Below are 13,845 nucleotides of genomic sequence, written 5' to 3' on the forward strand. Positions count from 1 at the left end.
TCAGTCATGACGATTATCGGCAGTTGTCACTGCAAGGCGACCGTATTCGAAGTCAGTGAAGCACCTGACACGCTGACAAGCTGCACTTGCTCCTTCTGCTCCAAGCGCGGGTCATTGTGGGCCTACTACCTGCCGTCGCAATTCAAATTGAAGACGCCGCCCGAGAATGTTGCCGTTTATCAATGGGGCTCCAAGACGGTAAAGCACGGGTTCTGCGCCACCTGCGGCTGCGGCACCTTTACCGAAACGCCGGACTGGAGCACGGGCTCCCCGGATTTCGACAATCCGAAGATAAGCGTCAATGCGCGCCTGTTCGACGATTTCGATCTCGGCGCGGTCGAAGTCGTTGTCATCGACGGCAAGAACCTCTGGTAATCGCTTCGTCTGGTCCGTCCAATAGTCTGTCAAAACAGACTGCAAGAAAGCGCGAAAGGCATTTTGCCGTTCCGTTTTTTGCCGTATTTCATGTTACAACGGCGCTGAAGGACTGACGCGCCGGTGCGCGGGACGAAGTTTGGAGAGGGACGACCTGAATGACGAAGAAGATTATCGCCGTGCTCGCGGCTACGGCATTTCTCGGTGCGTGCACGACCGACCCCTATACGGGTGAGCAGAAGGTTTCGAACACGGCCGGCGGTGCAGCACTTGGCGCAGGCCTCGGCGCTTTGGCCGGCCTTGCCGTCGGCGGCAGCAAAAACGCACAGCGCAATGCCGTGCTGATCGGCGCGGGCGTCGGTGCTCTGGCCGGTGGCGCCGTCGGCGCGACCATGGACCGCAACGAATCGGAACTGCGCGCCCAGCTTCAGGGCACTGGTGTCAGCGTCACCCGCGCGGGCGATCAGATCATCCTCAACATGCCGTCCGATATCACCTTCGGCGTCGATCAGTCCGACATCAAGCCTGGCTTCTATCAGACGCTGAATTCCGTCGCGCTGGTGCTCAAGAAGTACAACCAGACGCTGGTGGATGTCTTTGGCCACACCGATTCGACCGGTGGCGACCAGCACAATTTCGACCTGTCGCAGCGCCGCGCGCTGTCGGTCGCGAACTACCTCAACGCGCAGGGCGTCGATTCGCGCCGCTTTGCTGTCACCGGCTTCGGCAAGACGCGCCCGATCGCATCCAACGATACGGCTGACGGCCGCGCGCAGAACCGCCGCGTCGAAATCCAGCTTTCGCCGCTCACCCGATAGGCGAACGCACCCGCGTAAAAATGAAAAAGCCCGCCGCAAATTGCGGCGGGCTTTTTCATTGAGCGGGATCGCGCTGCCTGACGGCAGCGAAGCGATCAGATCTTTACGGCAATCTTCATGAAGGCCGGCATGTCGTCGCCGAAGCCTATGGTGCCGTCATTGTCTTCATTGCGCTGGCGGGCATTGCGGTCGTCGCGCCGCGGCCTGTCATTGCGATCATCCCGGCGAGGGCGCTCGGCATGGTCGCCGCGTGCCTTGCGATCTGCATTCTCCGACTTGATCGTTTCCTTGCGGCTGCGATCGTCATTATCAGCGACAACGACGGGGGCCTCGACCTCCGGCTGGGCGTCCTGCACCGGCTTTTCAACAGGGGCTTTTGCGTGGCGCTCGCCGCGGGGCTTGCGCTCGCCTTCGTCCTTGCGGCCACGGCCACGCTGCTGGCTGGCTCTGCCGCGACGGGGTGCTTCTTCGCCTTCGCTCTCGACGACGGTCGAAAGATCGCCGTCATGCCACTCGATCGGCTGGCCGATCAGGCGCTCGATCGCGTCGATGTATTTTGTGTCGGACCGGGTGGCGATGGTGAAAGATTTTCCCGAACGTCCGGCGCGGCCGGTTCTGCCGATGCGGTGAACATAGTCCTCGGCATGGATCGGCACGTCGAAATTGAAGACGTGGCTGACATCGGGAATGTCGAGGCCGCGCGCGGCAACGTCTGAGGCGACGAGAAGCTTGAGCTTGCCTTCGCGGAAATTGGCCAGCATCTGCATACGCGCGCGCTGATCCATGTCGCCATGCAAGGCACCGGCGTCGAAATCGTATTTTATGAGCGAGCGGAAAAGCTCTGAGACTTCAATCTTGCGGTTGCAGAAGATGATGGCGTTCTTCAGCCCTTCTTCCTCGGCCTTGATCAGATTGCGGAGAACTTCGCGCTTGTCCCACGGCTTCTTGCCGGATTTGACCAGCCGCTGCGTGATGTTGATTGCCGTGGAGGCTGCCTTGGCGACTTCGACCCGAACAGGTGAATGCAGGAATTGCTCAGTCAGCTTGGTGATTTCGGGCGGCATGGTGGCCGAGAAAAACAGCGTCTGGCGCGTGAAGGGGATCATTTCGCAGATGCGCTCGATGTCGGGAATGAAACCCATGTCGAGCATGCGATCGGCCTCGTCGATGACGAGGATTTCGACGCCATTCAAAAGCAGCTTGCCGCGCTCGCGATGGTCGAGCAGGCGGCCGGGCGTGGCAATGAGAACATCAGCACCACGCTCGAGCTTCTTTTCCTGTTCGTCAAACGAGACGCCGCCGATCAGCAAGGCGATGTTCAGCTTGTGATTTTTGCCGTATCGGACGAAATTCTCTTCAACCTGAGCAGCGAGTTCGCGCGTCGGTTCGAGGATCAGCGTGCGCGGCATGCGCGCCCGGGCCCGGCCTTTTTCCAGGCGCGTCAGCATCGGCAGCACGAAGGATGCCGTCTTGCCGGTGCCTGTCTGGGCGATGCCGAGAATGTCCTTGCCCTGCAAGGCATGCGGGATCGCGCCCGCCTGGATCGGCGTCGGCACTGTATAGCCGGCGTCGGTAACGGCTGAAAGAACCTTCGGCGAAAGGCCGAGGTCTGCGAATGTCAACGCTTCTGGAGCGGTCTGGATGTCTGAGGACAAGTGTCTTGGCTGTCTTTGGCTGCTTGAAGGGCGCGCCCCCAAGGGACGCGGCAAACGCCTCGCGCTTGCACAATATGTCATCGCGTTACGGTTAGTGACACGATTTGTCAACACAAACAGGCGCGAATGCCGGTTTGTTGACCGCCTTTACTTAATGGTCCAGCCGATTTTCCGCAATGGCATCAGTAGCGGAATTGTTCGGCAAGAATTCTTTCGTTCCAGGAATGGTTCGGGTCGAACAGCAAGGTTGCCGTCGCGTTGCGGGACTCCTGGATCGTGACCGACGTCACCGCCTTGACTTCGGTGTGGTCGGCGGCGGCGTTCACCGGCCTCTTCCCGGCCTCCATGATGTCGAGCCGCACCACCGACTTGTTGGACAGAAGCGCGCCACGCCAGCGGCGCGGGCGAAACGGGCTGACCGGCGTCAAAGCGAGCAGCGGCGCGTCGAGTGGCAGGATAGGGCCGTGGGCTGACAGGTTGTAGGCGGTCGAGCCGGCAGGCGTCGCGATCATCACGCCGTCGCAGCTCAACTCTTCCAGGCGCACCTGATCGTCGATCGTGATGCGGATCTTGGCCGTTTGGTAGGATTGCCGCCACAGGGCGACTTCATTGATCGCCAGCGCCGAAACCGTTTCTCCCTCGGAGGTGACGGCCTGCATCTCCAGCGGGCGGATGGTTTCGGAGACGGCGGCAGCCAGGCGCTCGGGCAGGGCATCTTCGCGATATTCGTTCATCAGGAAGCCGATGGTGCCCCGGTTCATGCCGTAGACCTGCTTGCCGGTGCTCATGGTCTCGCGCAGCGTCTGCAGCAGAAAACCGTCGCCGCCGAGGGCGACGATCACATCCGCGTCAGCAAGCGGCGTATTGCCATAGCGCTCTGAAAGACGTGCCGCCGCCTTTTCGGCGTCAGGCGCGTCCGAAGATATGAACGCGAAGGTCTCGCGGGCTTTGTGTGCTGGTGCCAGTGTCTTGTCCTCGGCTCGACGGCCGTGCCGAGGTAGCATGCCGCTTTGCCGCTGCAAAGGCGGGACATGGCGGAAATTCTCCGCGTCTTAACCGCGGAGCGCCTTGCGCAGCTTGTTGAAATCAGCCCAGGGGTCTGCCGTTTTCAACGCTTTCTCCAGCGGTTTTCCGCCAATCGAAAAATCGGCCGGACCAACCCCGTTTTCGACTTCCGGCCAGGTCACCGGCATGGAAACGGTTGCGTTCGGCTTTGCCCGGCTTGAATAGGGCGCCACGGTTGTAGAGCCGCGCGCATTGCGCAGATAGTCGATGAAGATGCGCCCCGTGCGCGCTTTCTTGGATAGTGTCGCCGTGTACTTGTCAGGATCGCTTTGTTCCATCGCCTCGGCAAAATCATGGGCGAAGGTCTTGACCGTCTTCCAGTCGGCTTTTGGTTTCAGCGGCACTATCACATGAAAACCCTTGCCGCCTGATGTCTTCACGACATTGGGCAGGCCGAGTTCATCGAGCCGGCGTCTGACATCGAGCGTCGCGGCGAGAACATCATTCATGTCCAGTCCCTCGTCCGGATCGAGGTCGAATACGATCTGGTCGGGCGTATCGATGGCGTCGATCGTACATCCCCAGATATGGATTTCCACGACGCCAATTTGAACAAGCGCTGCAATACCGTTGAAATCCTTGATGTAAAGCAGTTCTTCGCCATCTTCGGGATCGGCCATTTTCACGATGGCTTCGTGCATGCCCGGCGAAGCGTGCTTCTGGAAAAAGCGCTGCTTGCCGGCGATGCCATCGGGCGCACGCAGCAAGGCGAGCGGGCGGTTAACGACGAACCGCTCCATGCGCGGCCAGACTGCCGCGTAGTGGTCAAGCAACCCCTGCTTGGTCACCCCGGCCTCGGGCCAGAGCAGTTTGTCGGGATGGGAAAGATCCATTCGCGTCCCTCTTTGCTAAACTGGGCATTGCCCTTGGAAGCTTGGAAGCCTGAACGCCAGTATGCCACGTTCGTTCCTGTTTTGCCGCAGAGGCATCATGCTGGAAACCGCTGGCCGGAATCGTTCGGCAGAGTTTTGACTTTACTGACGCGGCAAATGTGATAACCGGAGCGCGCGTGCCCTTGTAGCTCAGTTGGTAGAGCACCTGATTTGTAATCAGGGGGTCGGCGGTTCGAGTCCGTCCGGGGGCACCAGCCTGAATTCACGATCAGCTTAACGTCCGCAAGCCTGCATCTGCGCGGCGTATTTCATCGCCATGTTGGCGGCGCGGCGCGCGGCCTGTTGGGCCTGGGCGTTGGTGCGTCCCAGGCCTTTCGAATAACCGCCGTGACCGAGATAATAGGCGAGATAGAGGTTGTAGGTGTCGTTCAGGGCGATGCCGTTCACCTGATGGCTCTTGGCGTGATACCAGCCGATGAAATGGATCGCATCGCCGAAGTCGTTTCTGCGCGCATACCAGCGTCCGGTTTCGGACTGGTAGCGGGTCCAGGTGCCGTCCAGCGCTTGCGAATAGCCAAAGGCGGTTGAGGCGCGTTTCCAGGGGATGAAGCCAAGCAGTTTGGTGCGCGGCGGCTTGGCGCGCGCGTTGAAGCCGGATTCGGTGTAGACCGTCGCCATCAGGATAGGGACGGGAACGCCGAATTCACGCTCGGTGCTTTTGGCGGCACCGTGCCAGCTGTTGAACCAGCCATCCCGCTGGTCGAACACCGCGCAGACATCGTTGATGCGCGTCGGGGCGGTTGCACAACTCCCAAGCATCAGGAGCGCTACGATAAACAGGGCGCGCTGCATGAGACCTCGCTTTCAGCGAGTCTGTTAGTCGTTAAGATTTAAGTAAAATTTAACGGGCTGCTTTTGGCTTGATGATTCCGGCCTCGTGTCGCGGTCGGTCTTCAATCCGCCCTCAAAGCTTCCCATATTCCTGTTGCGGTTTGGGTTTTGCTGGAGGTGAGGGATGATCCGCTTTGTCGTCATTGCCCTGGTGGCGCTTTTGGCCTGGTTCCTGCTGGTAAGCTTGGTCAGGTATCTCAAGGGCGCAAATGTCGACTGGACCGGACTGACAGCTGCGGTCGCATTCGTCATGCTGGCCTTTTACCTGCGGCATGTGACGGGCATGGGCTGACTGCTCAGTCCCGTTCGTTTGCAGCCGGGTTCTCCCCGCCGATCATTTTTGTGATCTGCAAGGCTGCATCCTGAACGAGCGGTCCGATCTGCGCCAGCCGCTCAGGCGTGACGCGAACAGTCGGTCCGGATACCGACACACCGCCGACCGGTTCGCCGAATTCGTTGAAGATCGCCGCTGCAATGCAGCGCATGCCGGGATGACGTTCCTCGTCATCGACAGACCAGCCGCGCGTTCTGATTTCATCGAGGTCGCGGGTAAGGGCAGGGGCGCTGGCCAGCGTTTTCGGCGTATAGGCCTCGAGCCCGGCCTTACGAATGATCACTGCCACCCGTTCGGGCGCCAGATGCGCCAGGATTGCCTTGCCGATGCCGGATGCATGAAACGAGCTGCGCGTGCCCGGCCGGAAGAAGGCACGGATTGCCTGATGCGTCTCGACCTGGCTGACGAAAACCACGCAGTCGTCCTCGGCAACGCCGAGATTTGCCGTCTCGCCGGTCTTTTCCATCAGATCCTGCATGACGATGCGGGCGCGATCCACAAGCTTGCGGCGGCGCAGGAAGGCGGAACCCATGCGGTAGGTCTCGACGCCGATCGACCAGAGTTGCTCGGTCTTCTCGAACTCGACCATGCCGTGGCTTTCGAGCGTGGTCAGCATGCGATAGGCCGTCGACGGGGCGAGGCCGGAACTGGCGGCGACTTCGCTCAGCGACAGGCCGTTACCCTCGGCAACGAGGGCGAGAATGCGCAGCGCCCGGTCGAGTGCCTGCACCGGTCCGCTGTCGGCGGGCGCATTGAAGGAGCGCGGACGCCCGCGCTGGCGTTTTTCGGCTGTTTCCATCGGTTCGCTCCACGTAACGAATTTCTGGAGGCAGAATAAAAAAATATTTCACGAATTGGCAAATGGAACCAGAGCCGGCAGGAAGAGTGCGCAACGTCGAGCACCTAAGAGCGCAATCAGCCCTTCAAAAACTTCCGCGCCGCATAAAGGCTCACCGCCGCTGCATTCGACACGTTGAGCGAGCGGATGGCGCCCGGCATGTCGAGCCGGGCGAGTGTCGTGACCGTTTCACGCGTCTTCTGGCGCAGGCCCTTGCCTTCAGCCCCAAGGACAAGGGCTAGTTTTTGTGCATCAAAGGATTTTTCCAGTTCAGCCGGTCCCTCCGAATCAAGACCGATGGTCTGGAAGCCGGCTTCGTGCAATTGGCCCAAAGCGTCGGCGAGATTCTTCACCTCGATCATGTCGATGTGTTCCAGCGCGCCCGAAGCCGACTTTGCCAGCACGCCCGATTCGTGTGGGCTGTGGCGCTGCGTGGTGATCAGCGCACCCGCCCCGAAAGCCACGGCCGAGCGAATGATCGCGCCGACATTGTGCGGATCGGTGACCTGATCGAGCACCAGAACCAGCGGTGTATCGCCAAGCGCGTTGAGCGCCTTGGGCTTCAGCGGTGCGGTCTCGATCAGCACGCCCTGATGCACCGCGTCGCTTCCGGTGATCTTGTCGATATCGCGTGGCTCGACGATTTCGACGGGAAAGGGCAAGGCGTTGGTATCCGCGATCTCCAGCCGTTCCAGCGCATTGCGCGTCACCAGCATGTGGCTGATCTTGCGGCGCGGATTGTCGATCGCGGCACGCACCGTATGCAGCCCGTAGAGCCGCAAGACGCCGTCAGGTGCTGCTTCGCCCGGTGGGACGTTCGGTTTGGGCCGGAAAGTCGGTTGGCCGCCACTCTTCTGGTCGCGATAGGCGCGCCTGAGGTTGGCGTAATGGGTGTCTTTCGGGGTCTTGGATTTTTTATCGTCGGTCATGACCGTTCTATAACGGTGCGTTTTCTTTTTGGATATGGCAGCGGCGTGAGGGCATTACGAATTTCGTTCTGAAATCTCGGGCAGTGCGGTTGACAGTGTTTTGCCTTGCCGCCATAAGGCGCTTCGCAGGTTGGCGGGCAGGAAGTTACCTGGCTGACAATCCGCAGAATGCCTCGTTGCAAGGCTCCTGGCAGCAGTTTGGAGAGGTGCCCGAGTGGTTAAAGGGGACGGACTGTAAATCCGTTGACTCAGTCTACGTTGGTTCGAATCCAACCCTCTCCACCACTGCCGGCCCGGAAGCCTTTAGAGCGACGCGCGTTTATCAGAACGCGCAAAGCAGGCTCTAACGCTTTGAGGTTGCGCATGATACTTTCCGAATATCGAAAGTGATTTCGGGGTCATGCGTGGAGTTTAGGACGCGGGTATAGCTCAATGGTAGAGCAGCAGCCTTCCAAGCTGAATACGCGGGTTCGATTCCCGCTACCCGCTCCAGAATGACCCACCCAAGACCTGCGGCCAACGAATAATCTGCATGAATTCGCCTCTGGCGATTTCGAGCCGAATTTCCGGCCGTGCCGGCTCTAGCGCCGCCGCTCTGGCGCGCCAGCCTGTCATCGGCTGTGCCATTTCGGGAAGAAAAATCTGGCATCAGTCCTGCATGGTATTGCTTGCCGGCAATAGCCGGCCCTGATCGTGTCTCATACTGATCAGGGATGTGAAGGCTCGCCGGGCAGGGGCGGGGGCTCTTACCCCGGCGAGCTTCCCACGCCAGCACGCGTTTCCGCCGCCCGCTGGTTGGCCTTGCGTTGCCGTGACGTTCCTATCTTGCCACGTGTAATCTGCGCCCCATATCTCCTGGAGATAGAAACGCAGGAGATGCTGCCATGTCTGCGAAGACTTTGTTTGTTGCCGCCGCGATCGGCATTTCCGGCTTGGCCCTGAGCGGCTGTGTCGACAGCGGGGCCTATTATGACGATGGCTATTACGACAGAGGCCCGTATGACGGTGGCGGCTATTATGGCGGCGGTGGATACTATGGCGGCGGCGTGATCTACGAGGATGGCGGCTATTACCGTCGCGATCATCGCAGGCATCGTCCGCATTACGGCAATCCCGGCAGGCCGCGCCCGCCTATGGTGGGTGGCGGGCGTCCAACGATAGTAGGTGGCGGGAGCGGCGGGCGGCCCGATGTCGGGTCGCGTCCACCGAGACCCAATCCGGGTGGCGGCAGACCTGATATCCGGCCAAGCCCTGTGCCCAGCGGCCAGCCGATGCCTGCCGTGCTGCGGCCTGACTATCACGGTCGCTAGGTTCTAGAGGCCGCTTTTCAGCGGCATGATCGAGCAGGTCAGGCGACGGCGTGAGTGTAGCGTACGCCCTCGTGTGGTGCCCCTTTGAATTGTGGCGGGGCATACCTATATCGGCTTCAACACTGAAATCGGAGCGGCCGTCCCGACTAGATCGCCGTGCGTCCATTCGGACGCACAAAGGACGATCTAGCACTTTGAATGAGCATCGGAATATTCCGAAAACCGGATTCCACTTTTCGGTCCGATGCTCTGGGTCGGCATCGAAAGGTCAAAAGACTCTTGTGTTTTTTGGCCTTTGTCGCTAATCGCCCCGAATTCGAACCCAAACCGAAGCCCAGCCGCCAAGGAAAATATCAATGGCTAAGAGTAAATTTGAGCGCAACAAGCCGCATGTGAACATTGGCACGATTGGTCACGTTGACCATGGCAAGACGTCATTGACGGCTGCGATCACGAAGTATTTTGGCGAATACAAGGCCTATGACCAGATCGACGCAGCACCTGAGGAGAAGGCGCGCGGCATCACGATCTCGACGGCTCACGTCGAGTACGAGACGCCGAACCGTCACTATGCTCACGTCGACTGCCCCGGCCACGCCGACTATGTGAAGAACATGATCACCGGTGCTGCCCAGATGGACGGCGCGATCCTGGTTGTTTCGGCAGCCGACGGCCCGATGCCGCAGACCCGCGAGCACATCCTGCTTGCCCGTCAGGTCGGCGTGCCTTCGATCGTGGTGTTCCTGAACAAGGTCGACCAGGTCGATGACGCCGAGCTGCTCGAACTGGTCGAGCTGGAAGTTCGCGAGCTTCTGTCGAAGAACGAATTCCCGGGCGACGACATTCCGATCGTCAAGGGTTCGGCTCTGGCTGCTCTCGAAGATTCCGACAAGAAGATCGGTGAAGACGCGATCCGCGAGCTGATGGCAGCGGTCGACGCCTACATCCCGACGCCTGAGCGTCCGATCGACCAGCCGTTCCTGATGCCGATCGAAGACGTGTTCTCGATCTCGGGCCGTGGCACGGTTGTGACCGGCCGCGTCGAGCGCGGCATCGTCAAGGTTGGCGAAGAACTCGAAATCGTCGGCATCCGCGCGACGTCGAAGACGACCTGCACGGGCGTCGAGATGTTCCGCAAGCTGCTCGACCAGGGTCAGGCCGGCGACAACATCGGCGCGCTGCTGCGCGGCGTCGACCGTGAAGGTGTCGAGCGCGGCCAGGTTCTGGCCAAGCCGGGCTCGGTCAAGCCGCACAAGAAGTTCAAGGCCGAAGCCTACATCCTGACGAAGGAAGAGGGTGGCCGTCATACGCCGTTCTTCACCAACTACCGTCCGCAGTTCTATTTCCGCACGACGGACGTGACGGGCATCGTGCAGTTGGCCGAAGGCACCGAAATGGTGATGCCGGGCGACAATGTGACGGTCGATGTCGAACTGATCGTGCCGATCGCGATGGAAGAGAAGCTCCGCTTCGCCATCCGTGAAGGCGGCCGCACCGTCGGTGCCGGCGTCGTCGTCACCATCGTCGAATAATCGCCAAACCTTACGGTTTGTCAGGAAAGGGCGGCTTCGGCCGCCCTTTCTCTTTTAAAGCGCCATCGCCGTTCCCATATGCTGCTTCCGCGAGCGAGGAGATTGCGATGACGAAGGACGTTCCGACGCTTTACGACTGGGCAGGCGGAGCCGAAGCGCTCGATCGACTGACCAGTGCCTTCTACGACAAGGTTCTGGCCGACCCGCTTCTGGAGCCTGTCTTTCGGCATATGTCGGGCGATCATCCCGCCCACGTCGCAGCCTTCATCGGCGAGGTGTTTGGCGGGCCGTCCGTCTATAGCGAGAAGCTCGGTGGTCACGCGGCGATGATAAAGCATCACCTTGGCCGCCATCTGACGGAAGAGCAGCGCCGGCGATGGATCGCGCTGATTCTCGATTCGGCGGACGAGGCCGAACTGCCCGACGATCCCGAGTTCCGCTCGGCACTGGTCGCCTATCTCGAATGGGGAACGAGGCTGGCCAAATTGAATTCGCAGGATGGCGCATCGCCGGAACTCAACGAGCCGATGCCGAAATGGGGCTGGGGCGTTCCCGGCGGACCTTATCAACCGCCTTCCGCGAATTGAGACGTTCGAAAACCATTCTCGGCTCTTGAAACGCAGGCATCTTTGTGAAATGAAGCAGCCGCGATAGGGGTATAGCTCAGTTGGTAGAGCGGCGGTCTCCAAAACCGCAGGTCGCAGGTTCGAGCCCTGCTGCCCCTGCCAGCAACGCAGACCTTACGGTCGCGAATTGTCGACATAGCCGTTGACGGGACGATTGGATGGTTCCGGCAAAGGGCGTTTGGCAGGTAAGACGGATTTTAGGCACTTGCATGTGTCGGGAATCGGTTTTATGTAGACACAACGGACACGCGGCGCGTGGAGCTGAACGATCGGCTTTACGCGCCCGAAATGCATGGGCGGAATATCGGCGCTGATTCGCGACGGATTTCGGTACCAGGCAAAGGCAGCTCCCGGCCAACGGGAACATCCAAGAGGCTCGGGTCTTTCCGGGTCTTCGAAAGCAGAGCGGCAAATGGCGTCAAAAACCACCAATCCTTTCACCTTCCTGCAGCAGGTAAGGTCGGAGACGGCAAAGGTGACTTGGCCGTCGCGGCGCGAAACGGTGATCTCGACGATCATGGTTCTCGTGTTTGCGGTGATTGCGATGATCTTTTTCTTCGCTGCCGATCAGTTAATGGCTCTCGGTGTCGAGTTGATCCTCGGCATCGGCCGCTGAATACCGGCGAATACGGAGAAGTTTTGAGATGACTGCGCGGTGGTACATCGTCCACGCTTACTCGAATTTCGAGAAGAAGGTCGCCGAGGATATTGTCAACAAGGCCAAGCAGAAGGGCCTGAGCGACCAGATCGAGCAGATCGTCGTGCCGACCGAAAAGGTCGTGGAAGTGCGTCGCGGCCGCAAGGTCGATGCCGAGCGCAAGTTCTTTCCGGGCTATGTGCTGCTCAAGGCGCATCTCACGGATGCCGTGTTCTCGCTCGTGAAGAATACGCCGAAGGTCACGGGTTTTCTCGGTGACTCGAAGCCGGTGCCGATTACGGAAGCTGAAGCTCAGCGCATCCTGAACCAGGTTCAGGAAGGCGTCGAGCGGCCGAAGCCGTCGGTTACCTTCGAAATCGGCGAAGCCATCCGTGTCTCGGATGGACCGTTCGCCTCGTTCAACGGTTTCGTCCAGGAAGTGGACGAGGAGCGGGCGCGGCTCAAGGTGGAAGTTTCGATCTTCGGGCGCGCCGTGCCTGTCGATCTCGAATTCGGACAGGTCGAAAAGGGCTGATCCGAAAGCTCGTTGCCGGTTCTGGCGACGGGCAGGCGGCGGACGCAAGTCTGTTGTCGAAGTGGTGGGAGGAAGAGGCGGCTTAGCCGGCCGTGGTCTTCCGAACCACCAAACTGCAACCGCCGGAATATTCCGGCTTTGAAACAAGGCAGAGAGAATGGCTAAGAAAATTGCAGGCCAGCTCAAGCTTCAGGTCTCCGCGGGATCGGCAACGCCGTCGCCCCCGATCGGCCCTGCGCTTGGTCAGCGTGGCATCAACATCATGGAATTCTGCAAGGCGTTCAATGCGCAGACGCAGGAAATGGAAAAGGGTTCGCCTGTTCCGGTCGTGATTACGTACTATCAGGACAAGTCGTTCACCTTCGTCATGAAGACGCCGCCGGTGTCCTACTTCCTGAAGAAGGCCGCTGGCCTGAAGTCGGGTTCCAAGGAGCCGGGCAAGGTCGGTGCAGGCAAGATCAGCCGCGACAAGGTGCGCGAGATCGCCGAAGCCAAGATGAAGGACTTGAACGCGAACGACGTGGAAGCGGCGATGCGCATGGTCGAAGGTTCCGCCCGCTCGATGGGCCTGGAAGTGGTGGGCTGAGATCATGGCAAAGATTGCAAAGCGCGTAGCAAAGTCCCGCGAGGGCATTGACGTCAACAAGGCTTACGGCCTGGGCGAAGCGATCCAGCTTCTCAAGGATCGTTCCAAGGTCAAGTTCGACGAGACCATCGAAATCTCGATGAATCTCGGCGTTGATCCGCGTCACGCCGACCAGATGGTCCGCGGCGTCGTCAACCTGCCGAACGGCACGGGCCGCACGGTTCGCGTCGCGGTGTTCGCCAAGGATGCCAAGGCTGATGAAGCCCGCGCTGCTGGCGCTGACATCGTTGGTGCGGAAGATCTGGTCGAGATCGTCCAGAAGGGCACGATCGATTTCGATCGCTGCATCGCCACGCCGGACATGATGCCGCTGGTCGGCCGTCTCGGTAAGGTCCTCGGACCCCGCGGCATGATGCCGAACCCGAAGGTCGGCACCGTGACCATGGACATCGCCGCCGCCGTCAAGGCGTCCAAGGGTGGCGCGGTCGAGTTCCGCGTCGAAAAGGCCGGCATCATTCATGGCGGCGTCGGCAAGGTTTCCTTCGACGTCACGGCGCTGGAAGAAAACATCCGTGCCTTCGCCGATGCGGTGAACAAGGCCAAGCCGGCTGGCGCCAAGGGCGTCTACGTCAAGAAGGTGTCCGTCACCTCGACGATGGGCCCCGGCCTGAAGGTCGATCTCTCGACCCTCGCCACGGCTTGATCGATTGAATTGGGGTCAGGCTGTAATGGCCTGATTCCCTGAAGAATTCCGGGTCTTAACCGACCCGGATCCGAAGGCGGGAAACCGCTTTCGGAAATCCTGTCCGAGATTGCAGGCGGCTCGCCTTAATTCATATGGGCCTGCATGAGACGGGTGAAGACCCGACAACGGAGCGACC

At 60.2% G+C, this 13,845-nt stretch carries 15 protein-coding genes, 4 tRNA genes and 1 pseudogene; 14 read left to right on the plus strand and 6 right to left on the minus strand.

Annotation, left to right across the window (positions count from 1 at the left end):
• Positions 1-6: 6 nt before the first annotated feature.
• Both G6N74_RS01790 and G6N74_RS01795 read left to right on the plus strand, forming a co-directional pair.
• Positions 7-375: a GFA family protein gene (locus G6N74_RS01790; protein WP_165113619.1), complete on the plus strand. Its 369-nt coding sequence runs from the start codon at positions 7-9 to the stop codon at positions 373-375.
• Positions 376-533: 158 nt separating this feature from the next.
• Positions 534-1,193, plus strand: coding sequence for a YiaD family glycine zipper/OmpA-like lipoprotein (locus tag G6N74_RS01795; RefSeq protein WP_165113621.1), 660 nt, complete (start codon positions 534-536; stop codon positions 1,191-1,193).
• A 95-nt stretch (positions 1,194-1,288) separates the two neighbouring features.
• Here G6N74_RS01795 and G6N74_RS01800 read toward each other — a convergent pair whose 3' ends face one another.
• From G6N74_RS01800 to ligD, 3 genes and pseudogenes are all read right to left on the minus strand, one after another.
• Positions 1,289-2,848 (minus strand): DEAD/DEAH box helicase, encoded by a 1,560-nt coding sequence (locus G6N74_RS01800; protein WP_165113623.1) that lies wholly within the window; start codon positions 2,846-2,848, stop codon positions 1,289-1,291.
• A 182-nt stretch (positions 2,849-3,030) separates the two neighbouring features.
• A complete protein-coding gene (locus G6N74_RS01805; protein WP_165113625.1) occupies positions 3,031-3,852 on the minus strand; it encodes an NAD kinase in 822 nt (273 codons plus the stop codon).
• Positions 3,853-3,900: 48 nt separating this feature from the next.
• A pseudogene (gene ligD, locus G6N74_RS01810) lies at positions 3,901-4,752 on the minus strand (non-homologous end-joining DNA ligase); the annotation flags it as partial.
• Between the two features lie 172 nt (positions 4,753-4,924).
• Between ligD and G6N74_RS01815 the strand changes: the two are divergent.
• Positions 4,925-5,000, plus strand: a tRNA-Thr gene (locus G6N74_RS01815).
• A gap of 19 nt (positions 5,001-5,019) precedes the next feature.
• Here the strand turns inward: G6N74_RS01815 and G6N74_RS01820 are convergent.
• The gene (locus G6N74_RS01820; RefSeq protein WP_165113629.1) at positions 5,020-5,598 is read right to left on the minus strand and encodes a transglycosylase SLT domain-containing protein; all 579 of its coding nucleotides are present in this window, start codon (positions 5,596-5,598) and stop codon (positions 5,020-5,022) included.
• Between the two features lie 163 nt (positions 5,599-5,761).
• Between G6N74_RS01820 and G6N74_RS01825 the strand changes: the two genes are divergently transcribed.
• Positions 5,762-5,929 carry a hypothetical protein gene (locus G6N74_RS01825; protein WP_165113631.1) on the plus strand — a complete coding sequence of 56 codons (168 nt, stop codon included), beginning with the start codon at positions 5,762-5,764 and terminating at the stop codon, positions 5,927-5,929.
• 4 nt (positions 5,930-5,933) lie between these two features.
• Here G6N74_RS01825 and bhcR read toward each other — a convergent pair whose 3' ends face one another.
• Positions 5,934-6,770, minus strand: coding sequence for an HTH-type transcriptional regulator BhcR (gene bhcR, locus G6N74_RS01830; RefSeq protein ID WP_165113633.1), 837 nt, complete (start codon positions 6,768-6,770; stop codon positions 5,934-5,936).
• A 116-nt stretch (positions 6,771-6,886) separates the two neighbouring features.
• Entirely contained in the window at positions 6,887-7,738 is an 852-nt protein-coding gene (gene rlmB, locus G6N74_RS01835) for a 23S rRNA (guanosine(2251)-2'-O)-methyltransferase RlmB (protein WP_165113635.1), read from the minus strand.
• A gap of 200 nt (positions 7,739-7,938) precedes the next feature.
• Between rlmB and G6N74_RS01840 the strand changes: the two genes are divergently transcribed.
• The 10 genes from G6N74_RS01840 (at position 7,939) to rplA (ending at position 13,667) form a co-directional block, all read left to right on the plus strand.
• A tRNA-Tyr gene (locus G6N74_RS01840) sits at positions 7,939-8,023 on the plus strand.
• 133 nt (positions 8,024-8,156) lie between these two features.
• Positions 8,157-8,230: transfer RNA gene (locus G6N74_RS01845), tRNA-Gly, on the plus strand.
• A 392-nt stretch (positions 8,231-8,622) separates the two neighbouring features.
• Complete coding sequence (locus G6N74_RS01850; RefSeq protein ID WP_165113637.1) at positions 8,623-9,048, plus strand: hypothetical protein; 426 nt, start codon at positions 8,623-8,625, stop codon at positions 9,046-9,048.
• A gap of 356 nt (positions 9,049-9,404) precedes the next feature.
• Positions 9,405-10,580, plus strand: a complete 1,176-nt coding sequence (gene tuf, locus G6N74_RS01855) for an elongation factor Tu (protein ID WP_165113639.1) — start codon at positions 9,405-9,407, stop codon at positions 10,578-10,580.
• Between the two features lie 107 nt (positions 10,581-10,687).
• A complete protein-coding gene (locus tag G6N74_RS01860; protein ID WP_165113641.1) occupies positions 10,688-11,167 on the plus strand; it encodes a group II truncated hemoglobin in 480 nt (159 codons plus the stop codon).
• Positions 11,168-11,232: 65 nt separating this feature from the next.
• Positions 11,233-11,308 (plus strand) — tRNA-Trp (locus tag G6N74_RS01865).
• A gap of 310 nt (positions 11,309-11,618) precedes the next feature.
• A complete protein-coding gene (gene secE / locus G6N74_RS01870) occupies positions 11,619-11,822 on the plus strand; it encodes a preprotein translocase subunit SecE (protein ID WP_091918811.1) in 204 nt (67 codons plus the stop codon).
• A 28-nt stretch (positions 11,823-11,850) separates the two neighbouring features.
• Positions 11,851-12,378, plus strand: a complete 528-nt coding sequence (nusG, locus tag G6N74_RS01875; RefSeq protein WP_091918812.1) for a transcription termination/antitermination protein NusG — start codon at positions 11,851-11,853, stop codon at positions 12,376-12,378.
• A gap of 157 nt (positions 12,379-12,535) precedes the next feature.
• Positions 12,536-12,964, plus strand: a complete 429-nt coding sequence (gene rplK, locus G6N74_RS01880) for a 50S ribosomal protein L11 (protein WP_165113643.1) — start codon at positions 12,536-12,538, stop codon at positions 12,962-12,964.
• A gap of 4 nt (positions 12,965-12,968) precedes the next feature.
• Positions 12,969-13,667 carry a 50S ribosomal protein L1 gene (rplA, locus tag G6N74_RS01885; protein ID WP_165113645.1) on the plus strand — a complete coding sequence of 233 codons (699 nt, stop codon included), beginning with the start codon at positions 12,969-12,971 and terminating at the stop codon, positions 13,665-13,667.
• Positions 13,668-13,845: the final 178 nt, after the last annotated feature.

It is taken from the genome of Mesorhizobium zhangyense (assembly GCF_011045115.1).
Classification (GTDB): domain Bacteria; phylum Pseudomonadota; class Alphaproteobacteria; order Rhizobiales; family Rhizobiaceae; genus Mesorhizobium_M; species Mesorhizobium_M zhangyense.